This window comes from Nocardia gamkensis NBRC 108242 (assembly GCF_001612985.1).
Classification (GTDB): Bacteria; Actinomycetota; Actinomycetes; order Mycobacteriales; family Mycobacteriaceae; genus Nocardia; species Nocardia gamkensis.
In genome coordinates this window covers 46,009-66,549 of sequence record NZ_BDBM01000032.1, presented here as the reverse complement: position 1 = coordinate 66,549, position 20,541 = coordinate 46,009, and the positions used below count along the sequence as shown (strand labels likewise).

At 68.9% G+C, this 20,541-nt stretch carries 21 protein-coding genes; 9 read left to right on the top strand and 12 right to left on the bottom strand.

Annotation, left to right across the window (positions count from 1 at the left end; all coding sequences use genetic code 11):
* The first annotated feature begins 227 nt into the window (after window positions 1–227).
* Window positions 228–878 (top strand): hypothetical protein, encoded by a 651-nt coding sequence (locus tag NG1_RS24095; protein WP_157114194.1) that lies wholly within the window; start codon window positions 228–230, stop codon window positions 876–878.
* Between the two features lie 188 nt (window positions 879–1,066).
* Here the strand turns inward: NG1_RS24095 and NG1_RS24090 are convergent, their stop codons facing one another.
* Together NG1_RS24090 and NG1_RS37895 are read right to left on the bottom strand one after the other, a co-directional pair.
* Complete coding sequence (locus NG1_RS24090; RefSeq protein WP_062974399.1) at window positions 1,067–1,495, bottom strand: organic hydroperoxide resistance protein; 429 nt, start codon at window positions 1,493–1,495, stop codon at window positions 1,067–1,069.
* Window positions 1,496–1,509: 14 nt separating this feature from the next.
* Complete coding sequence (locus NG1_RS37895) at window positions 1,510–1,683, bottom strand: alpha/beta fold hydrolase (RefSeq protein WP_210750076.1); 174 nt, start codon at window positions 1,681–1,683, stop codon at window positions 1,510–1,512.
* 89 nt (window positions 1,684–1,772) lie between these two features.
* On the opposite strand from NG1_RS37895, the gene NG1_RS24085 reads away from it, so the two are divergent.
* The 4 genes from NG1_RS24085 to NG1_RS24070 all read left to right on the top strand — a co-directional run bounded on the left by NG1_RS24085 (window position 1,773) and on the right by NG1_RS24070 (window position 3,980).
* Window positions 1,773–2,345: a winged helix-turn-helix transcriptional regulator gene (locus tag NG1_RS24085; protein WP_210750077.1), complete on the top strand. Its 573-nt coding sequence runs from the start codon at window positions 1,773–1,775 to the stop codon at window positions 2,343–2,345.
* A gap of 276 nt (window positions 2,346–2,621) precedes the next feature.
* Window positions 2,622–3,047, top strand: a complete 426-nt coding sequence (locus tag NG1_RS24080) for a hypothetical protein (protein ID WP_245660022.1) — start codon at window positions 2,622–2,624, stop codon at window positions 3,045–3,047.
* A gap of 214 nt (window positions 3,048–3,261) precedes the next feature.
* Window positions 3,262–3,465, top strand: a complete 204-nt coding sequence (locus NG1_RS24075) for a cold-shock protein (protein WP_040871014.1) — start codon at window positions 3,262–3,264, stop codon at window positions 3,463–3,465.
* Between the two features lie 170 nt (window positions 3,466–3,635).
* The gene (locus NG1_RS24070) at window positions 3,636–3,980 is read left to right on the top strand and encodes an ArsR/SmtB family transcription factor (protein WP_062974395.1); all 345 of its coding nucleotides are present in this window, start codon (window positions 3,636–3,638) and stop codon (window positions 3,978–3,980) included.
* On the opposite strand, the gene NG1_RS24065 is transcribed toward NG1_RS24070, so the two are convergent.
* Together NG1_RS24065 and NG1_RS24060 are read right to left on the bottom strand one after the other, a co-directional pair.
* Complete coding sequence (locus NG1_RS24065; RefSeq protein ID WP_062974393.1) at window positions 3,970–5,181, bottom strand: cytochrome P450; 1,212 nt, start codon at window positions 5,179–5,181, stop codon at window positions 3,970–3,972. The two genes, NG1_RS24070 and NG1_RS24065, sit on opposite strands and share 11 nt — an antisense overlap.
* Window positions 5,178–6,506, bottom strand: coding sequence for an MFS transporter (locus NG1_RS24060; RefSeq protein WP_062974391.1), 1,329 nt, complete (start codon window positions 6,504–6,506; stop codon window positions 5,178–5,180). The genes NG1_RS24065 and NG1_RS24060 overlap by 4 nt, the downstream gene beginning before the upstream one ends.
* A gap of 162 nt (window positions 6,507–6,668) precedes the next feature.
* Here NG1_RS24060 and NG1_RS24055 point away from each other — a divergent pair, with 162 nt between their 5' ends.
* A complete protein-coding gene (locus tag NG1_RS24055; protein WP_062974388.1) occupies window positions 6,669–8,090 on the top strand; it encodes an FAD-dependent monooxygenase in 1,422 nt (473 codons plus the stop codon).
* An 8-nt stretch (window positions 8,091–8,098) separates the two neighbouring features.
* Here the strand turns inward: NG1_RS24055 and NG1_RS24050 are convergent, their stop codons facing one another.
* Genes NG1_RS24050 through NG1_RS24020 form a run of 7 tightly spaced genes read right to left on the bottom strand, consistent with a single transcriptional unit; the run spans window position 8,099 to window position 15,819 of the window.
* Window positions 8,099–8,764 (bottom strand): HAD family hydrolase, encoded by a 666-nt coding sequence (locus NG1_RS24050; RefSeq protein WP_062974387.1) that lies wholly within the window; start codon window positions 8,762–8,764, stop codon window positions 8,099–8,101.
* Window positions 8,761–9,759, bottom strand: a complete 999-nt coding sequence (locus NG1_RS24045) for an AfsA-related hotdog domain-containing protein (protein ID WP_051175793.1) — start codon at window positions 9,757–9,759, stop codon at window positions 8,761–8,763. Before NG1_RS24045 ends, NG1_RS24050 begins: the two co-directional genes overlap by 4 nt.
* 40 nt (window positions 9,760–9,799) lie before the next feature.
* Complete coding sequence (locus NG1_RS24040) at window positions 9,800–11,503, bottom strand: ABC transporter substrate-binding protein (protein ID WP_062974383.1); 1,704 nt, start codon at window positions 11,501–11,503, stop codon at window positions 9,800–9,802.
* Window positions 11,496–13,109, bottom strand: coding sequence for an ATP-binding cassette domain-containing protein (locus tag NG1_RS24035; RefSeq protein WP_062974381.1), 1,614 nt, complete (start codon window positions 13,107–13,109; stop codon window positions 11,496–11,498). The genes NG1_RS24040 and NG1_RS24035 overlap by 8 nt, the downstream gene beginning before the upstream one ends.
* On the bottom strand, window positions 13,106–13,957 hold the full coding sequence (locus NG1_RS24030; protein WP_062974379.1) for an ABC transporter permease: 852 nt from the start codon (window positions 13,955–13,957) through the stop codon (window positions 13,106–13,108). Before NG1_RS24030 ends, NG1_RS24035 begins: the two co-directional genes overlap by 4 nt.
* A complete protein-coding gene (locus NG1_RS24025; RefSeq protein WP_062974377.1) occupies window positions 13,954–14,901 on the bottom strand; it encodes an ABC transporter permease in 948 nt (315 codons plus the stop codon). Before NG1_RS24025 ends, NG1_RS24030 begins: the two co-directional genes overlap by 4 nt.
* A 6-nt stretch (window positions 14,902–14,907) precedes the next feature.
* Window positions 14,908–15,819, bottom strand: a complete 912-nt coding sequence (locus NG1_RS24020; protein WP_062974375.1) for a sulfurtransferase — start codon at window positions 15,817–15,819, stop codon at window positions 14,908–14,910.
* A 172-nt stretch (window positions 15,820–15,991) separates the two neighbouring features.
* On the opposite strand from NG1_RS24020, the gene NG1_RS24015 reads away from it, so the two are divergent.
* Genes NG1_RS24015 through NG1_RS24005 form a run of 3 tightly spaced genes read left to right on the top strand, consistent with a single transcriptional unit; the run spans window position 15,992 to window position 19,165 of the window.
* Complete coding sequence (locus NG1_RS24015) at window positions 15,992–16,852, top strand: sulfurtransferase (RefSeq protein WP_062974372.1); 861 nt, start codon at window positions 15,992–15,994, stop codon at window positions 16,850–16,852.
* A gap of 16 nt (window positions 16,853–16,868) precedes the next feature.
* Window positions 16,869–18,173 carry an NtaA/DmoA family FMN-dependent monooxygenase gene (locus NG1_RS24010; RefSeq protein WP_062974370.1) on the top strand — a complete coding sequence of 435 codons (1,305 nt, stop codon included), beginning with the start codon at window positions 16,869–16,871 and terminating at the stop codon, window positions 18,171–18,173.
* Window positions 18,170–19,165, top strand: a complete 996-nt coding sequence (locus tag NG1_RS24005) for an LLM class flavin-dependent oxidoreductase (RefSeq protein WP_062974368.1) — start codon at window positions 18,170–18,172, stop codon at window positions 19,163–19,165. Before NG1_RS24010 ends, NG1_RS24005 begins: the two co-directional genes overlap by 4 nt.
* Here NG1_RS24005 and NG1_RS24000 read toward each other — a convergent pair.
* Entirely contained in the window at window positions 19,162–20,505 is a 1,344-nt protein-coding gene (locus NG1_RS24000; protein WP_062974366.1) for an aminotransferase class I/II-fold pyridoxal phosphate-dependent enzyme, read from the bottom strand. The two genes, NG1_RS24005 and NG1_RS24000, sit on opposite strands and share 4 nt — an antisense overlap.
* Window positions 20,506–20,541 lie beyond the last annotated feature (36 nt).

The following is a 20,541-nucleotide window of genomic DNA, read 5'->3' as shown; positions in this document are numbered from 1 at the left end:
ACCCGCGGCACACACCCGACCGCCCCATTCCGGACGACTCCGATATCCGTGCGCGGCAACCACACTTGTCGAGCGGCGACTGGACACGCCCCGACACCGAATACGGCCCACCTGGCCAGGGATATCAGCCACCGGTTCCGCAGGGCCCGTCCTCGCCTGCCGGTCATCGTAAGCCAGGCCTGATCGCCGCTGGTGTCGTGGCGTTGCTGGCTGCGCTGGGCGCCGGTGTGGCGATCGGCATCATCATCGCCGACGGCGACAGTGGCAGTCGGTCCGCCGCTGTCGACGGGCCCGCCGGAGCGCCGGCGACATCATCTACCGCCACGACTACCCCGCGTACGGAACCGGAGCCGGGAATCTATTCGATGAACGGGATCTCCGATGCGTGCGATCTGGTCGACCCAGCCCCATTGCACAAGTGGTCGTCCACACCGGACCAGCCGCCCTACCATCACGAAACCCCGCCGAGCGCCTATGACACCGGCCGCCTGTCATGCCAATTCAGCTACAAGAGCCTCGCGAGCGACGGTGTCCACTGGAATCAAGCGGCCATCGACCTCCGCGTCGAGTTCACAACGGCCGGAGCCGCACCCGCTTATAACGACTGGAAACGCCAGGACACCACTACCGGGCCCGGGGCGGGTTCCGGCGAGATCACCGGAATCGGCGCCCAGGGTTACTGGCACACCGCTCTATCGGATTCCAGCTACACCACTGGAATGGATTACGTCGTCGGCGTGCAGGACAGCAACGTCTCGGTGCGAGTACGAATCCCCATCCTGCGCCAGCACGGCGAGCCCTCGGTAGAGCTGAACGAGCTCGGCGCGATCGCCAGAAGCCAAGCCCAGCAGGCCCTGGACGGACTGAGGAAGAAGTAACCACCGCATACTTCGAAGGTCCGATCCGCTGCGGCACAGCTCTGAGGGCGTCGCTGTCGCCGACGGTCAGCGGCTGGACGCCGGCCGGGGGCTCGACTTCCGGGTCGAGCCGAACCCCGTCCCCGCCCAGGATGAGGCGTCAGCAGTCGAGCGCCGCTCCCCTCGTCGACAATAGAGCGGGGCCGATGTCACAGCCGGGTGCCATTGACCACCGGTGTCACGTCGATGTTGCCGCGCGTGGCGTTGGAGTAGGGGCAGACCTGGTGGGCCGTCTCTACCAGTCCCACTGCCTGCTCGCCGGTGACCGACGGCAGCAAGATCTGCAGCTCGACGCCGAGTTCGAACCGGCTGTCGTCGGTCGGGATCAAGGCGACCGAAGAGTCGATTTCCGCGTCGTCGGCGCGGAGCTTGCTGCGCTGCCCGACGAGGGCGAGCGTGGTTCCGAAGCAGGCGGCGTACCCGATTGCGAAGAGCTGCTCCGGATTCGTACCCGCACCGTCACCACCCAATTCCTTGGGTTGGCGCAGATGGAGATCCAGCTGTCCGTCGGACGTGCGTCCGTGACCGTTTCGGCCTCCGGCCACACGTGCCTGCGCCCGGTAAAGCACCTTTGCCATCAAAACTCTCCCTTTCATTGTTCCAGGGTGGCGGCGACGATGGCGGCGTGATCGTGGAGACCGTAATCCCCGACCGAGCTGAGATCCGGGGTGAGGGTGTGCGCCCCGGCGGCGTGCAGCAGCGGGGCGACACACTCCCAGACCCACGGGCCGTGCCAGGCGCCGTGGACGAGAACGAAGGTGGTCACAGTCGTCGACACCGACCACGCGGACCGGCTGGCTGCGCGTCTGCTCCCCCAGCCGTTGCGTACGTTCACCGAGGCCACCGATCTCAGTGGTGCGGCTCCAGGCCAGCCTGCGCGGCCTCGGCACCGGCCTACTCGCCGCCCGCCTCAAACACCTCGAACGCGAGGGACTCGCGCATAAAATCACGCTCCCACCGCCCGCCCGCACCCCGGCGTACGCCCGCACCGAGGCCGGCGAGGAACTCGGACCACCGCTCCTGGGACTGGCCCGCTGGGGCCTGAAGTGGGCCATGGGCGAACGCCGCGAGACCGAGGCGTTCCATCCCGGATGGGCGGTGCTCGGTGTCCGGGCCTGCTTCGACGCCGAGGCCGCAGCAGGGCTGCGCGCGGTGTACGAGTTCCGGATCGATGACGAGGTCTTCCACGCCCGGATCGACGACGGGACGATCGAGACGCTACACGGGCCTGCCCAGCACCCCGACGCGACCATCACCATCGGCGAGGCGGCGTTCCTGGATGTCACCAGCCAGGGTCTGTCCTTCGCCGACGCGATCGAGACCGGTGCCGCCTCGGTGTCCGGAGACATCGAGGCGTTGCGCAGGCTCAAGGGCCTGTTCCGGCTGCCGCCCCCACGCGACCGGAAAACGGACCAGCCCTCGTCCTGACCGCCGGAAGGTCGAATCGGCCCCCCGACCACACCCGGCGATCGGGCGCGAGCCGCGCGGGTCTCTCACCGCTCGCTGCCCACCGCGTTCCCCCGTCGGATCAGCGATGATGCTGAGATATCAGGAGCTGGAATGGCTTTCGGTCCCGCGTTACAGTGATTCTGCTAACGCGACGACTGCCGTAACACCGGCTGCCGGTGACCCGACAAACCGGGCATGTCTCTGAATTACAAGCAGCCGCAACGGTTTTTGGCTCGCGCCGGTGTCGTCGCAGCGGTGACCGTCGCCGGGATGGTCGGGTTCGCAGCGCCGTCTACCGCCATACCGCATGACCCAGGCTTTCCGTTCACGCCGACCCTGACGCGTCTGGTGCCGACCAGCTGCTCCGCGATCATCGACGCGGTCACCGTGCAGCAGGAGAAGGCCGGCACATTCGGCGTGCGGGTGAACGTCACCCAGACCGGGGAGGGCTGCTCGGACTGGAAGGTTGCTGTGCGCTTCAAGAACCTCGATAGCGGATACGCGGACGGGCAGCAGCACCGCGTCGTGAACGGTGTCGTCCAAGACACGGTTGACGGCGTGATCGTCGGCTTCGGCACGGCGCCGGGCGTCGGCCGGGTGGAGGCTCGAATCGTCGCGCTGGACTCGAACAACAGAGAGATGGAACAGATCTCGGGTACGGCGACGTTCACACTGAGCTGAGCACGAGTGCCGTCTCCAGTGATCGCCGGCACGGCACGCTCGGCGGTCGGTCAAGGTACCGGTATGTGCCGACCTGGAGCGGTGTCCAGCCTGCGGCGTTGGCCTGTGCCGCCGTGGTCGTGGTGATGGGGAGCTGGGGATGTGGCATGCTTGATGATGAGCACGGGCTGTCGAAGTGATCGCTCGGCTTACTACAGGAAGTAATACAAAGTACATGACGCAAGGCAGTGTGAAGTGGTTTAACGGCGAAAAGGGCTTCGGGTTCATCGCGCAAGACGGTGGCGGTCCCGACGTTTTCGTTCACTACTCCGAGATTTCCGGCTCCGGATTCAAGTCCCTCGATGAGGGGCAGCGTGTCGAGTTCGAGATCGGGCAGGGCCAGAAGGGCCCGCAGGCTCAGAGCGTCCGCGCCATCTGAGAGCTGACAGACCGGAAACCCGCGCTACGGCGCGGGTTTCTCGCTTTTTCCAAGAAGTCGGGACGATCGGGGGCCCAACCCGCCACGTCCGAAACCCCGACCCGTAGGTACTATAGATTTCATACCTTCGGCAGCCGCTCGCGGGCTGGTGCGGTAGAAAGGAGTGGGTCGTGACCGATGCGGATGGGCATCCCGATATCGAGGAGTTCGATCTCTCCGCGGTGCTTGCCGCGCTCGCCGATGACAATCGGCGCAGTGTGATCGCGCAACTATATGCCGAGCCGGAGGGAACCGAGCAGTTCTGCAGTGTGTTCGGGATGCCGTGGGCGCCATCGACGCGCACGCATCACTTCCGGGTGCTGCGCAAGGCGGGGTTGATCCGGCAGCGTGATGTCGGCAACGGCCGGATGACGAGCCTGCGACGCGAGGACATGGAAAAGGTTTTTCCCGGCCTGCTGGCGGCGATTCTCGACGCCGACAGGGGTCGTCATCCGGCCGCGCCGGCTACCACGTGACCGGCAGCGATGTCGGCCGGTGGACGAGAATGCCGGTCTCCCAAGGGATTCGGCCCTCGGGTACGGCGAGCTGGAGCGTCGGCAGCTCGGTGACGAGCCTGCGCAGCACCTCTGTGATCTCCATACGCGCCATGGCCGCACCCATGCAGTGGTGCATGCCGTAGCCGAATTGCAGGTGCCGCTTGCCGTTACGGGCCGGGTCGATCACCGCCGGGTCCGGGTACACCTCGGGATCACGGTTGGCCGAATGCGCGTCGGCGTAGACGATGTCGCCGGGATACAGCGTCCCCTGTGACAGCGTGAGTTCACGGGTGGTGACGCGCGGGAAGGTCGAGATCCGTCCCAGCGGTAGCAACCGCAGGAACTCCTCCACCGCGGCGGGGATGGAGTCCGGATTGTCCACCAGGTACTGCCACAGCTCCGGCCTGGCGAGTGTCACGTAGGCGATCTTGGTGATCACCGACAGGATGTTCTGGTCGCCACCGACCAGTGAGCCGAGCAGGATGGCTGCGTACTCCCCGTCGGTGACCGGCGGCGACACGGAATCGCGCGCCGCGAGCAGGTCGAGGATCAGGCCGGGCCGCAGCTCACGCCGCCGGGCGACGAGATCCTCGATGTAGTGGTACAGGGTCCAGAACTCGCCCAGCAGCTTGTCCACATCGCTGCCGTCGCCGAGCTGCATCGCCCGCGACAGATGCCGGAAATAGCCGATGTCGGCAGTCGGTATGCCGAGATAGTCGACGTTGACGCCGATGGTCACCGGATCCAGCAGCGCCCGAACGAGATCGGCCGATCCGCGCTCGTGCTGTTCGCGCAGTTCGGCGAGCGCGTCGTCGAGTACCCGGTGCACCGCGGGCGCTCGCCGGGCCATGGTGGCGGCACTGTAGGCGGAGGCCACGAAGCCTTTGAGCCGCCCGTGACCGGGGTGGTCGAGGTTGAGCAGCATTTCCGTCGGCATGATGGTCGGCAGGAAGCTCGGCCCGTCCTCGACGTTGGTCTCGGCGCGCGCGAAGCTGAGGTCGGTCAGGACCGCGTGCACGTCGCGGTAGGCGGTCACGTGCACCGCGGTGTGGCCGCTGGGCAGTTTCACCTGTGATAAGCCGCCGGTGGAACGCTGCGGTAATGGTTCGATCATGAGCGGCGGCGCGATATTGGCGATGCCGTCGAGATCGACCCGGACCGTGTCGAGTGCGTGGGTCATGAGGTGACTCCTTCTGGACTGGAACCGATGTCCCGGTTCTCGGTGGCTCGTGCGTTGCCGCGCACCGCGACGATGAGGATGGTGAGCACCACGAGCAGGGCGATGAGCACGCCGACAGTGATGGTGAAGGCGGAGCGGTAGACGTCGGGATGGCCGAACTGGCCCGCGGCGGTGTCGTCGGCGGCCTTCCCGCTGAGCCGGGTGCCGACGACCGCAGCGAGCACGATGGCGTAACCGGCGACGAACAGCGCTTCGCTGCCGATGCGGAAGAAGTTCAGCAAGCCCGCGGCGGTGCCGCCGCGCTCGACGGGCACCACGGAGAGCGCATGACCGTCGACGAGGCCGATGGGCAGGCCGAAACCGAGGCCGAGCAACACCATCGGCACGATGATCCAGGCCACCGAACGGTCCTGGGAGAGCGCGAGCACACCGGCGTTGCCGAGGATCGCGGCGCCCAGCGCGAGGTAGACCACCCTGCCGACGGTCAGCGCCGGGAAGCGGGTGACGAGGTGGCCGATTGCCACCGGCGCGACGAAGACCGGAATGGTCATCGCGAGCATGAGCAATCCGGACGCGCCCGCCGAGAGGTCGGTGATGCCGCTCAACGCCGAAGGCAGGTAGGTCAGCAGGGTGACGAAGCCGATCGATCCGGCGACCGGAACCAGGCACATGGCCAGGAATTCCCGATTGCGCAGCAGACCGAGATCGAGGATCGGGCCGTGTTCGACGACAGCGGGTTTCGCGGCGGGCAGCACCCGCGTGCCGACGCCGGCGGCCGCGAGGATCACCGCGTGCACCAGGAAGACGCCCCGCCAGTCCAGCAGTGAGATGAGGATGCCGGAGATGGTGGGGCCGAGCGCGAGACCGAGCCCGTTCACGGTGCCGAAGACGGCGAACGCCCTGGTCCGGCGGGCCCCCTCGTAGGCCGCTGACAGCAGCGCGGTGGCGCCGGTCAGGATGGCCGCGGCGCCGATGCCCGCGACGACGCGGGCCAGGTCGAGGACGAACAGGTTCGGTGCGGCGACGCTGCCGATACTGCCCGCGACGACGAGCGCGGTGCCGATCCCGAAGGTGCGCCGATGTCCGATGCGGTCGCTGACCGCGCCCCACAGCAACGTGGTGAGGGCGAAGGCGACATTGAACCCGTTGACGACCCATTGCAGCGCGGCGGGATTCGATCCGAGGTCCTGCGAGATGAGCGGAAGGGCGATGGCGGTGCCTGCGATGGCCATCGGCGTGACGAACTGGGCGGTGAGCACTACGGGCAGTGTGGCACCGCTGGGTGGTGCGCCGCGGGTTTCGGTTTCGGTGGTGACGGTCGACATGAATACCCCCTGAGGCGGTCGGAATTGGACTCGGCACGGTGGATGGGAGGACTTCGAGACGTACGATAGGTACTACTCGATTAGTAGGTACTATGATCCTAGTAGGTACTTCGAGCTTCGTACAACCGCTGCCGCGGACAGACCTCGCCCCAGGAGCATGTGATGAGCACGGCGCACCGGCCCCGACCGCATCCGGTCGACACCGACATCGACACCGATGTCCTGGTGGTCGGTGGCGGGCCGGTCGGCATGCTGGTCGCCGCCGAGCTGGCACTGCAACGCATCCGGGTCGTCGTGGTCGAGACCCGCACCGAACTCGACCAGCGCCCGCGGGCGGGCACGGTGCACGCCCGGTCGCTGTCGCTGCTGGCCCGCCGCGGATATCTGCCCTCCGCGACTTCCGAAGCGATACAGCGTGATCCGCACGGCGTGCGGCGGTCCCCGTTCCAGTTCGCGGCGCAACCGGTGCTGATGATCAGTGCGCCCGGCGTCGAGCCCGGTCCGATCGCGGGCATTCCGCAGGCACGGCTGGAGGCGGCCTTCGAGGAGCGCGCGGGTCATCTCGGCGCACGAATCCTGCGCGGTCACACCGTCACCGGCCTCGAGGCCGACGACGACGCGGTGGTGGCCGAGGTGGCCGCCGAGGCCGGACATCGCTCGCTGCATGTCCGCGCCCGCTACGCCGTCGGCGCCGACGGTGCCCGCAGCCTCGTCGCCCGCATCGGCGATTTCCCGGCGCAGGTGTACCCGGCGACCATGAACGCCATTGCCGGACTGGCGGTCACGGCCCCGGACGGCGGGATCCCGCCGGGCTGGCATCCGACGCCGTCCGGATGGACCCTGCACAATCCGAATCCCCACGGACCCGCGCGCATCATCGCCATGGATTTCAGCGGCGCCCTCGACCACCGGCCCGAGCCCGACGCGCGAGAGTACCGGCAGCGCCTGGAATATGTGCTCGGCGCACCGCCCGCGCTGAGCGGGATCAGCCACCTCACCCGTTTCAGCGACTACGGCCGCTACCGCACCCGCCTGCGGGACGGACGGCTGCTGCTGGCAGGCGACGCTGCGCACAGCCACTATCCCCTCGGCGGCCAGGGCCTCAACACCGGCATGCAGGACGCGTTCGCGCTGGGCTGGCGGCTGGCCCGAGTGATCACCGGACACGAGCGGCCCGCCGTCCTCGACGAGTACTCGCGTGAACGGGTCGCCGTCGCGGCCGCGGTGGTCGCCAACACCGTGCTGCAATCGCGGATGATGAACCCCCGCGAGCCCGAGCTGCGTGCGGCGATGCTGGCAATGCTCGCGATCCCGGCGATCCACGACGCCGTCGCCCAGCTCATCAGCGGCCAGTTCCAGTCCGGATTCCAGGACGATCTGGTGGTCACCGAGGCAGACGGCGGTGTGCGGACTCTCACCGAGCTGCTGCGGGCGGGCCGGTTCGTGGCGATCCGGCCCGACGAGCACGTCCCGGTACCGCACTCTCCCGCCGGCACGATCACGGTGACCGGCAAGGTGACCCCGGACCAGGCGTGGACCTGTGCGTTGGTCCGTCCGGACGGCTACCTTGCCGGCACCTGGTGAGACGGCGCTCAGCCCGGCCATCGTTCCAGCGCCTCGCGCACCTCGGCGATCGCCTGCCCGGCATCACGGAACTGCACCGCCTGCCAGCCGGATTGCCGTGCCGCGGCGCAGTTCTCGGCGAGGTCGTCGATCAGCAGGCACTGGCCGGAGGCGACGCCCGCCTGCTCGGCGGCGAGGGCGAAGATCTCCGGATCGGGTTTGCGGACCCCGACCTTGCACGAATCGATCAGGGCGCTCAAGACCCCGTCCAGATCGATTATGGCGTGCCAGTAGGGCTCCCACTCGACGACATTGTTGCTGAGCACCCCGACCGGGGTACCGCCCTCGGCCAGCTCGATCGCGAAGTCGCGGACCGCGCTGTTGGCCCGGTGGCCGGCGAACCACTGCCTGCCGAAGTCGGGTTCGCTGCGCGAGAGGTCGATCTCGGGTTGTTTGGCCCTGAGCACGGCGTGCAGCTTGCCGACCCACTCCCGTTCGTCGAGCAGCGCCAGTTCGATCGGCGCCAGCGGCGCGAGCCCGTATTCGGCGCCCACCTCGGCGATGGCGAACTTCAACAGGTCGGGCGCAATGCCCGCGACCTCCTCGTAGCGCTCGAACAGGTCGTCGAGCGGCGGTGAGAGCACCCCGCCGAAATCGAACCAGACGAACGGCCCTGCCGTCTTCGCGGCGGTCACTGGACCATCGTCCCGACATCGGCCGGACGGAAGCGCAGCTCCACCTCGCCGACGGCGATCACATCCGCGCCCTGGGACAGGTCCACCTGCGCCCGCACGCCGCCGCCCGCACCGGGAAGCGCAGCGACGGTGGCCCTGGCGATGGTCTCACGCTCGAATTCACCGAACTTGGTGAACTCGATCCCGAGCCGCTGCATCACCATGCGACTGGTGTCCAAGCCGAGGACGGCGTTCGCGGCCGCCATCGCGACCTGTCGGGCCGCTTCGAACTGCAACATGCCGGGAACATGATCGAGGGCATGATCGAACAGGGAGGGATGGTCGGTGTCGATGATGGTCAGCGCCGTCAGCTCATGCCTGCCCGACAGCACCGGATTCGCGAGGATCGCATTGCGCGGGTTGTGCCTGCCCACCGAACCCGGCCGCATTCGCGCGACCGGCACTTGCCCCGGAATCACGTGCTGGGCGGGCAAACCCAGCGCTTCGCGCCCGCGCACCCTGATCCGGTTCCACACCGCGGCGGGCATCCACTGGTAGACCATCACCTCCCGTGCGGCTTCCCTGCCCTCGATCTCGGCGACCATCTCGAGCGACAGGCCGATGATCTGATCGTCACGGCGCTTCTCGCCGATCACCCGCGCCTCGATGACGCAGTGCCCCGGGCAATTGCCGATCCGCAGGGTGTCGGGGTCGGCGATGGTGAAATCCGCCGAACCGAAGATGAACTTCTCCGCGCGGGCCACCCCGAGGAAGGTGTGCGCGTAATAGATCGCGACCTGCCGGAACACCTCGATGAGCAGGAGCGGATCGTAGGTGGTCGCGGTACCCCGATGGTCACTGAAATACGAGTGGTTGCGGGGCAATTGAGCGGCGAACACCGCACCGTCGGGTATCGGCTGCGCGTCGGTGAGGAAGACCTCGGCGATCGATTCCCGGTGCACGATGCCTCGCGGAATATTGCGATCGAAGGTCAGGGTTTGTGTTGCGGCGGTCATGATCGAGCCTTCCTGGAACAAGGGGTTGGCGGCAGACTGGTCAGCGGACGGCGATGTCGTATGCCCAGGCATTGACGGTGTTGCGGGGCGGGTCGAACAGTGCGGTCACGTTGTGGATCGCGGAACTCGCCGCGACACTGTTGCGGTCGGTGTAGAGCGGGATCGCCACGGCGTTGTCGAGCAGGTGCGCGGTGATGGTGTCGAACAGCTGCTTGCGCTGTTGCGGGTCGGTCGCCTTGGTCGCTTCGATGAGCCACCGGTCCACCCGCGGGTCGGCGAGTTTGGCGCCCGCGACGATGGAACCGAGGGTGATGCCGTCGATCTGGCCGTACTTCAGATCGGGGGTGGTGGAGCCGTAGGCGCGGTTGAACTGCAGCGACAGGTCGAGTCCGCCGACCTGACGCGGGAACGCCTCGTACTGGTTGCGGGCCAGCAGATCGTAGACCTGGGCGTTCTCGACGAACTGCAGGTCGACCCGGATCCCGAGGTTCTGGCGCAGCTCGGCCTGCCAGGCCTTCAGGAAATCGTCTTCCGGATAGGTCGGGGTGGTGGCGAGCAGACGGACGGTCAGGCGCTGTCCCGCCGCGTCGGTGCGGTAGCCGTCGGCGTCCTTGCCGGTCCAGCCCGCCTGATCGAGCAGGGCGCGGGCGGCGGCGACATCGGGTTTGCCCTTGGTCTCGTACTTGGCGTCGTAATAGGCGCTGTCCGGAGAGATGAGGCTCCAGGCGCGCTGCTGGGAACGCTTGGTCAGACTGTCCACCACCGCGGCGATATCGACGCCCGCGGCGATGGCCCGCCGCACCCGCACGTCCGTGGTCGGGCCGTTGGTGAGATTGAGCATGATCACAGTGGGCGCGGCCGACGAGCCGATCTGTTCGTACTGGAATCCGTCGATCCCGTCGAACAGGGAGATGTCGGTGGCCTTCACCGTTCCGATCGCGTCGACCTCGCCGCTGCGCAGCAGGCCCGCGCGGGTGGAGGCTTCGGGAATGTACTCGACGACGAGATCGTCCACGTACGCGGCGCCCTGATGCGCGGCGGTGGCGGGACCCCACCGGTAGTCGGGATTCCGGTGGAAGCGCAGTTCCTGCCCCTGGACCGCCTTGTCCAGGATGAACGGACCCGAACCCACCAGCCCGATTCCGCTGGTGAGGGTCTCTTTGCCGACGTTCAGTGTGCTGGGAGCCACGATGGCGCCGCTGAGTCCGGCGAGGGTGGACAGGAAGTCCGCGCGGGGTGTGCTCAGCGTGATCCGCACCTTGTAGGGGTCGACCACGTCGACCGCGCTGACGCTCGAGTACTGCAGGAGGCCGAGCACCGTCCAGGACGGCGTGTCCGGATTCCTCAGCACATCGATGTTCGCCTTGACCGCGGCGGCGTCGAACTTCTCCCCGTTGTGGAATGTCACGTCCCGGCGCAGCGTGAATTCGTACACCGTGCCGTCGGGGGAAACGGTCCACTCGGAGGCGAGCCACGGGTGGAACTTTTCGTCGCGGTCTTCGGCGATGAGACTGTCATAGCTGTTGCGCAGCACCTGGGAGGCGTCGAAGGCCGCGCCGACATGGGGATTGAGGCCGCGTGTCGGATAGGACGGCAAGGCGATGGTGAAGGTGCCGCCCGGCTGTGCCGGTGAGGTCGGTCCGCCCCGGCCGCTGCCGGGTTCGGGGTCCGAGGCGCAGGCGCCCGCGGCCAGGACGATGCCGACGGCCAGTGCGGTGAACAGTCGAGTGAGGCGATTACGCACGCGAGGGTCTTTCCGTGGGGTCCGGTACCGCCAGGCGCGGCACGGAATCGAGCAGGGAACGGGTGTACGGGGAGGTCGGAGCCGTGAAAACGTCATCGGACGAACCTGATTCGACGATCACGCCGCCGTGCAGGACGAGCAGTCGGTGACAGATCTGCCGGACGACTGCTAGATCGTGGGAGATGAAGACGATGCCGACCCCGCGCTCGCGCGCGAGTTCGGCGATCAGTTCGAGGATCTGGGCCTGTACCGCGATGTCGAGTGCCGACACCGGCTCGTCGCAGACCATCAATTCCGGCCTGCTGCCCAGCGCCCTGGCGATATTGACGCGCTGACGCTGTCCGCCCGACAGTTCGCGGGGGTGACGATCGATGCTGTCGGCCGGCAGGCGCACCGCGTCGAGCAGGCCCATCACCTCGGCGCGCCGCTCGCGCCGGCCGACCCGCAGGGCGACGCTCTCGCCGATGATCTCGCCCACCCGGTAGCGGGGGTCGAAGGATCCGGTGGAATCCTGCGCGACCAGCCCGATCCGGCCGGGACGGCGAGTGCGCGGCGTCAACGGCGCTCCGGCGAAACGCATCTCGCCGCCGTCCGGCTCGATCAGCCCGGTGATCATCTTCGCCACCGTCGACTTACCCGAACCGGATTCACCGACCACGCCGAGCACCTCGCCGGCCCTGACCTCGAAGCCGATATCGGCGACCGCGGGCACCGCACGGCCCCCCACCCGATACGCCTTGGTCAGCGCGCTCGCGGTGAAGATCGGTGCGCCCGAACGTGACGGAGATGCGCCGACCCGGCCCCGCGGCACCGCGGCGATCAATGCCCGGGTGTACTCGTGCCGTGGATCGCCGATGACCTGCGCCGCTGGCCCCTGCTCGACGACGCGCCCCGCTTTCATCACCAGGATGCGATCGGCCACCGCGGCCACCACCGCCAGATCGTGGCTCACCAGGATCATCGATCGACCGCCCGCGACCTGCCGGACCAGCAGGTCGAGCACCTGCGCCTGAACCGTCACATCCAGCGCCGTGGTCGGTTCGTCGGCGATGAGGATGTCCGGGTTGCCCGCGAGGGCGGAGGCGATCAGCGCGCGCTGGCGCTGACCGCCCGACAGCTGGAACGGCCGCTGCCGCTTGCGCACCTCGGGATCGGCGATCCCCACCGAGATCAGCAGCTCATCGATGCGGGCCGCGCGGCCGGAGCGCGGTGTCGCGCGCAACGCTTCCGCCATCTCGTCGGCGATGGTGCGCAGCGGATCGAGCGCGACGAGCGCGTCCTGGAACACCAGTCCTATCCGGGCGCCACGGATCCCACGCCACTGCCGTTCGCTCAGTCCGAGGGCCGGGGTGCCGAACAACTCGAACCGGTCGGCCCGCACCCGGGCGCCTGCCCCCGCGAGTCCGACGAGGCTGCGTGTGGTCACCGATTTGCCCGAACCCGATTCGCCGACGATGGCGAGGATCTCGCCGCGCCGAAGGTCGAAGCCGACGCCTTCGACGACATCGCCCGCGCTCCCGGGGAAACCGACGCGCAGGTTCCGCACGCTCAGCACGGTGTCGGTCACGGTGTCCGTGCTCGGCACGGCGGCGGCGGTGAGCGTCATGGCTGTGCCCTTCGTTCGAAGTGGTGGCCGACGTGGCGGCCGAGCACCGTGGTGGCCAGGACCACGACCGTGACGGCGGCACCGGGGAAGGCGACCGACCACCATGCGATACGCAGATCGCCGTGCGCCTCGGCGAGCATGGAACCCCACTCCGGGTCCGGAGGTTGCGGGCCGAAGCCGAGGAAACTCAAGGCGGCGGCGCCGAGGATACTGGTCCCGAGGCCGAGGGTGACCACAACCGGCAGCGACCGCAACGCGTTCGGCAGGATGTGGCGAACGACGATCCGCGCGCGTGACCGGGTCAGCAGTCGAGCCTGCGCGACATGGTCGGCGGCGCGCACCGCCCGGGTTTCCGCCCGCATCACCCTGGCGAATCGCGGCGCCGCGGCGAGGCCGAGGGCGAGAACGAGATTGCCGGTTCCGGTGCCGGTGAAGGTGATGAGCACCAGGGCCAGCAGCACCTCCGGGAACGCGCCGAGCAGATCGAAGCCGCGCGAGGCGATGGCGTCTACGACCCGGCCACCGATTCCTGCCGCCAGCCCGGCACTCACGCCGATCAGCACCGCGAGCGCCGTCGCCGACACCCCGATGAACAGCGACAACCGGGCGCCGTACACGACACGGGTGAACACATCACGGCCCAGTTGATCGGTGCCGAACGGATGCGACAGCGACGGCGGCCGATGCGCGGTGACCAGTTCGGTTTGCAGCGGGTCGCCGGAGGCGAGCAGGGTGGGCACGAGGGCGGCGAGCACCGCGAGAATCAGCACCACGCCGGCGATCAGGACGGCGACGGGACGGTGTGGCACCGGGAGGGCGAAACGTTGCCGCAGGATGGCTCTCGTCATGCGGAGGCCTCCTGCAGGCGCGGATCGATCCAGAGATAGGCGATATCGACGACGACCGTGACGATCAGATAGACGGCGGCCGACAGCAGCGCGACACCGAGCACCACCGGAACGTCGGAATAGCCGACGGCCTCGACCGTCGCCCGTCCCACGCCGGACCGGCCGAAGACCTCCTCGACGACGACGGTCCCGGTGAGCAATCCACTCACCGCCCATCCGGCCAGGGTCGCGGCCGGGATCAGCGAGTGCCGCAGTCCGTGTCGCAGGCGAAGGCGGATGGCGCCGATTCCACGCGATCGAGCGGTCAGCGCGAACGGCTGCTCGAGCGCGCGCTCGATCCCCTCCCGCATGACCTGGGCCAGCACCGCGGCGATGGGCAGCGCCAGGGTGACGGCCGGCAGTATCAGACGCTGGAACTCGTTGCCCGCGGTCACCGGCAGCACCTTCAGCGTGAAGGCGAAGATCCAGATCAACAGCAGCCCTGTCCAGAAGGGCGGCGCGGAGGCCACCACGATCTCGGCCGTGGTGATCGACCGGCTGAGTACATCGCGTCTTCCCGCGGTGAGCACGGCCAGCAGCGGCGCGAGGACGACCGCGAGGAGCAGGGCGAATCCGGCGAGCTGGGCGCTGCTGCCCAATTGTTCGCCGAACACGATGTCGGTCACGGGTTCGCCGCGCACGTATGAGTAGCCGAGGTCGCCGTGCAGCAGCCGTCCGAGGTGCCGCCCGTACTGCACGAGCAGCGGGCGGTCCAGACCCCAGTCCTGTTCGATCCGCGCGCGCAGTCCCGGATCGCTGGACTCCCCCATGATCGCGGTGACGGGATCGCCGGGGGCGATGTGCACGGCCAGGAACGCCAGGGTGACCGCGGCCCACATCATCGCCACCGCGGACAGGACCACGCCCGCGATGCGGCCGAATACTTTGCGCCGGTGTGGATTCATGGGGGCTCAGTCCTCGATGGGCGCGCCGACCAAGCTGCCCCATTCGGTCCAAGATCCGTCGTAGACGCGGACCCGGTGATCGTCGAGCAGGTCGGTGAACACCAGCCAGCCCAGCGCGGCGCGATGCGAGAGCCGGCAGTAGGCGATGATCTGCTCGGCACCGTCGATGCCGAGCTCCGCCACCCGCTCCCGGAGTTCGGACACCGGCCGCAGCAGTCCGCGCGCGTCGAGCAGATCCTGCGCTGGCAGGCTCCGCGCGCCCGGAATCCGGCCCGCCCGTTCGGCACCGTGATCGATCGGCTCGGTGAGCGGGGACACCCGCAGACCCGAATACTCCTGCGGTGAGCGCAGATCCAGGATCGCGACGGACGATCCGAGGGCCGCGCGTACCTCGTCCCGGCCGACGACGATTTCCTCGTGGCGCGGCGCCACCTCGGGCAGCGGCTCCGGCGACTCGGAGGCCTGCGCGTCGCCGGTGGGCTCGGCCGCATCGGCGGCGCGTTCGATCGGTGCGGCAGCGCAGTCGCTCGACACGGTGCCGTTCGCGGCTTCGGCGGCGCGCCACGCGGGCACTCCGCCGTCCAGATAGCGCAGGTCACCACCGACCCCGACGGCCGCGGCCACCCAGATGGCGTACGCGGCGAACTGTGTCGGCTCGCCCGCGAAGATCACCGTCGACTCGGCATCGGCACCCAGTGCGTGCAGACGATCGACCAGGACCGATGCCGCGGGGAATTCCCGGCGCGAGTGGTGCCAGAGCAGATCTTTCCAGTAAACGGTGCGCGCGCCCGCGATGGTGCTCCGGTCCGACTCGGCACCCGGCGTGTTGGTCACCTCGATGACGATGACGCCGGGGTCCGAGAGACGGGTCCGCAACCATTCGGCGTCGACGACTCGGCTCGTCAGGACGTCTCCCATAGCAGCCCTCTCGCTGATATGTGCCGGGTCGGGCGACCTCGGCTGTGAAAACATATGAGCCCCACCGCGATACTGTGAACACAAAAAGTCACGCAGACCCGAATTATGTTTCCACAGCTTCGGAATACATATCCTCGGCACCGCGCATAGTCCGAGCGTCGAAAGGATCGCGATGTCCGGGGCCCGTGCCGCCCATCTCATCTCCGCGAGCAACTTGCGTGACGACCCACCCGAACAGCTGGTGCTGCTCGACGTCCGGGTCGGCGCAGGCGTGCCCGACCCCAATGCATTCCGGCGCGGACACCTGCCGGGAGCGCGGTTCGTCGACGTCGACGCCGACCTCGCGGCTACCGCCACCGCGCGCTCCGGCGCCCGCCCGCTGCCGGAAGCGGGACCACTCACCACCGCGCTGCGGAGCTGGGGCATCCGCGCCGACAGCACCGTGGTGGTCTACGACGACTCCCGCTCGGTACCCGCCGCCCGCGCCTGGTGGGTCCTGCGCTGGGCGGGACTGACCGACGTCCGGCTCCTCGACGGTGGGCTGCGGGCGTGGCGCGCTGCCGGCGGCCCCATCGTGTCGGGCACCGAAACCGTCACGGCGGGAACCGTGTCCGCGCGGCCCGGCGGACTTCCCGTGGTCGGCACCGCCGCCGTGGCGACGCTGCCCGCACGCGGCATCCTCCTCGATGCCCGCCCCCGCAGCCACTATCGCGGCGAGGGCGCATTCGCCGGTCACATTCCCGATGCCGTCAACGCGCCGGTCTTCGACGACTTCGACGAGCACGGACTGCTTCGCGACGAACACACCCTGCGTACGCGCTATCGCGGCCTCGGCCTCGGCCTCGGCCCCGCGACGCCCGCGGCCACCCACTGCGGCAGCGGGATGGCCGCGGCCCTGCAGGTCTTCGTCCTCACCACGCTCGGCATCGAGATCGCCCTGTATCCCGGCTCGCTGTCGCAGTGGACCGCCGACCCGGCACGACCCCTCGTCCGCGGCGACTCCCCCGCGCCCGGCCCCGTCCCCTCACCTTGATCCCCGGAGATCCGCCATGACCGCCCAGCCACGACATGTCATCCTCAACGCCAACCTGATACCCGGCGGCACCCTCGGCAGCCCGTGGCGGCGCGCCGAACAACCCGCGGCGCACTTCGTCGGGATCGAGCACTACCTCGACGTGGCGCGCACCGCCGAACGCGGACTGCTCGATGCCGTGTTCCTGGCCGACTCACCGGACATCCAGGCCAAGGACTGGAACGCGCCCAGCCGGCTGCTCGACCCGTTCATCGCCCAGTCCGTGCTGGCCGCGCATACCAGCCACATCGGCCTGGTCGTCACCGCCACGACGTCCTACAGCGACCCCTACAATCTGGCGCGCTCGTTCGCCGCGCTGTCGGCGGTGTCCGGTGGTCGGGTGGGCTGGAACTACGTCGTCACCGGCGGCGACGCCGCGGCCCGCAACTACTCCCTGAGCCAGGCCCCGCCGAAGTCCGAACGGTACGCCCGCGCCGCCGAATTCCTCGACGTGGTGACCGCGTTGTGGGATTCGGCGCCCGCCGACGCGATCATCGGTGACAAGGCGACCGGCCGCTACCTCGACCCGGCAGTGGTCCGGCCGATCGACCACGACGGCAAGTTCTTCCGGGTGGCCGGGCCGTTGAAGGCGCCGCCGCTGACTCACGGCAGGCCGGTGCTGATCCAGGCTGGCGCCTCCACCCACGGCGTGGAACTGGGTGCGAGGACAGCGGACGCCGTCTACTCCGCACACGTCGATCCCGGGTCGGCGGCGCAACGCCGCACCGAACTCCGGCGTCGGGCCGCCGACGCCGGGCGCGCTCCCGACAGTGTGAAGCTGTTGCCGGGGCTGATCGTCGTGCTCGGCGATTCCGAAGCCGCGGCGCGGCGACGCGAGCGCGAGCTCATCGATCTTATTCCCGACGAGGTCCAACTGGTCAACCTCGCCGAACGGCTCGGCCTCGACCCCGCAGATCTCGACCTGCACGCGCCGTTCCCGTGGGAGAGGATTCCCGACGAGAACACCGACGGGGGGTCACGCGGACAACGCGCGGTACTGCTCGAGTACGTGCGCTCGAGTGGCGCGGACACGCGTGGCGCGGCGCGCCTGCTGGCCTCGGGCAGTGTGCACGCCAAGGTGGTCGGCGGCCCGGAACAGGTGGCCGGATTCATCGCGGACTGGTTCTCGGCGGGCGCCGTCGACGGATTCAATGTGATGATCGACGAATTGCCCGGCGGCCTGGCCGATTTCGTCGATCATGTCGTCCCGCTGCTGCGCCGGCGCGGCATCTTCCGCACCGAATACGACACCACCACCCTGAGAGGGCATTACCGGCTGTGATCACTTCGTCGTCCTCAGCGGCCCTCAGCGCGCCGTCGTTGTTCGTGCAGTTGCGCAGCGGTCCGCCGGCCGCCGAGGTCTACCGGCAGACCATCGACATCGGCACGCGTGCCGAACGACTCGGCTTCGGCGCCCTCTGGTTCGCGACCCGGCATTTCGAGGCCCATCACGCCGCACTGCCCGCCGTGTTCCCGTTCGTCGCCGCGGCCGCCCAGCACACCACCACGATCCGGCTCGGCACCGGCGTGGTGGCACTGCCGTTCGAACATCCGGTGCGTCTGGCGGAGGACGCGGTGGTCACCGACGCGCTCAGTGGCGGACGGCTCGAACTCGGTGTCGGCAAGGGCCTCGGTTTCGGCCACTCCGCCTCCAGCTACATCGGATTCGGTGTTCCCGACACCGACCGGGAGGCGCTGTACGCCGACCGGATGGCCGCGCTGCGGCGTCTACTGGCCTACGGCCGCGTCACCGACGACATCGCCCTGTATCCGCCACCGGGCACCCTGCGTTCCCGGATCTGGCAGTCCACTGGCAACATCGACACCGCGCGGCGCGCGGGCGCGGCGGGCGACGGACTCCTTCCACACGGCAACTCCCTGGCGCGCGCAGGCGGCGATGTCGCCGAACTCGTCGATGCCTATCTGTCCTCATGCCGCGGCACACCGCGCGTCGGGTCGACCGTCACGGTGCTGCCCGGTGACAGCGAACGTGACGCGCTCGACCTGCTCGACACCGACATCCGACTGAGCCCGGCCTACTACCCGGAGCTGCCGAGCGCCGCCGACCGGCGACGGTTCCTCACGGACAACCGCATCCGGATCGGAACCGCCGAGCAGATCGTCGAACAGCTGCGCGAGGACCGGGGCCTCGACGCCGCCACCGAAGTGCTGTTCCACATTCCTCTCGCGGTCGGCCATCCCCGGTACGCGGAATGCCTGCACCGCGTCAGCACCGAGATAGCCCCGCGGCTGCATCCGCGGCCCGTCCGCTAGTCCAGGAACTCCCGATGCGTGGCACCGGCGGCCTCGGCGAGCAGCTCGGCGAGCCCGGCGGCCGCATTGGGTAGCTGCGGCACCGCGACGCGCACCACGCCCGGACGCGGCGGTGCCACATACGATTTCGCCCCCGATCCGACGACGATCCCGTGCCGGGCCAGCTCGAGCAGCGCCGCCTGTTCATCGGCGACCTCCACCCACACCACCAGGCTGTTCACACCGGAACACGCGGTGACGCCGCGCTCGCGCAATGCCGCGAGCAGCCCTTCCCGACGGGCGGTGTAGCGATCGCGGGCGGTATCGATCAGTGCGGCGGTCGCCGGGTCGGTGATGAGGTGCGCCAGAGCATTCTGCAGAATCCGGCTGTTGGCGGCGATACCGTGGACCCGTGCACGAATGGCCCGGTCGACCAATTCGGCGCTGCCGCCGATGACACAGGTCCGAATGTCCATGCCGTAGGCCTTGCAATAGCTGCGCACCCGCACGCTGCGGCGCGGGAACCAGCGGCCGAGCGAGGGCGCCTGCGCCAGGGCCAGCGGCCCCACCGCGTCGTCCTCGACAATCCAGGGCACCTGCTCCGCCGCGGCGAGCACGGTGGCCAACTCCGTGGCGCGGTCCTCCGACAGCGCGCCACCCATCGCGTACCCGCCCTCCGGCTGGAGCACCACCACCGACGGCTGCCGCCGCAGCACTGCCGCCAGCGCGCCGGGCAGCGCCCCCTGTTCGTCGGATTCGATACCGAGCACCTCGTACCCTACCTCCGTCAGGGTGTCGAGGAAGCCCGGCATCACCGGCTCCTCCACGGCGACAAGGGAACCCGCGGGCGCGGCGGCGTCCACCGCGAGGAACAGACCCTCCGAACCGCCGCCCGCCGCGGCGAAGGCCTCGGCCGCGAACGGCCAGCCGTCGACGACGGCTTCGCGCAGGCGATCGGTGATGTAGTCACGCCCGGGTCGGTTGAGCTGATCGGTGTGCAATCCGGCCAGCATGGCGGGTGCCAGATCGGGTTGCAATGCGTAGTCCGGACTTCCGGTCAGCAGGTCGCGGGCCGCGAGGGCACGGCCCGCCGGGGCCTCCTCTAGCGCGACTACCACCGTGCCACCGCGTCGATTGGTGGTGATCAGGCCTTCCTCGCGCAGCGCGCTCCAGGCGGCGACAACCGTGCGCGTACTCAGCCCGCAGCGCCGGGCTACCTCGCGAATAGTCGGCAAGCGCGCACCCGCGGTGAGCGCACCATCCCGGATCAACCGGGCGGTCACCGCGCGCACCGACTCGGGGGTGTGCGAAGCATCGGCCTGCAGCGCCCGCACCAGCAGTGCAGAATCCGGCTCCGTCACTGACACTCCACTCGTCGTCGCCACCCGTACGGAGAA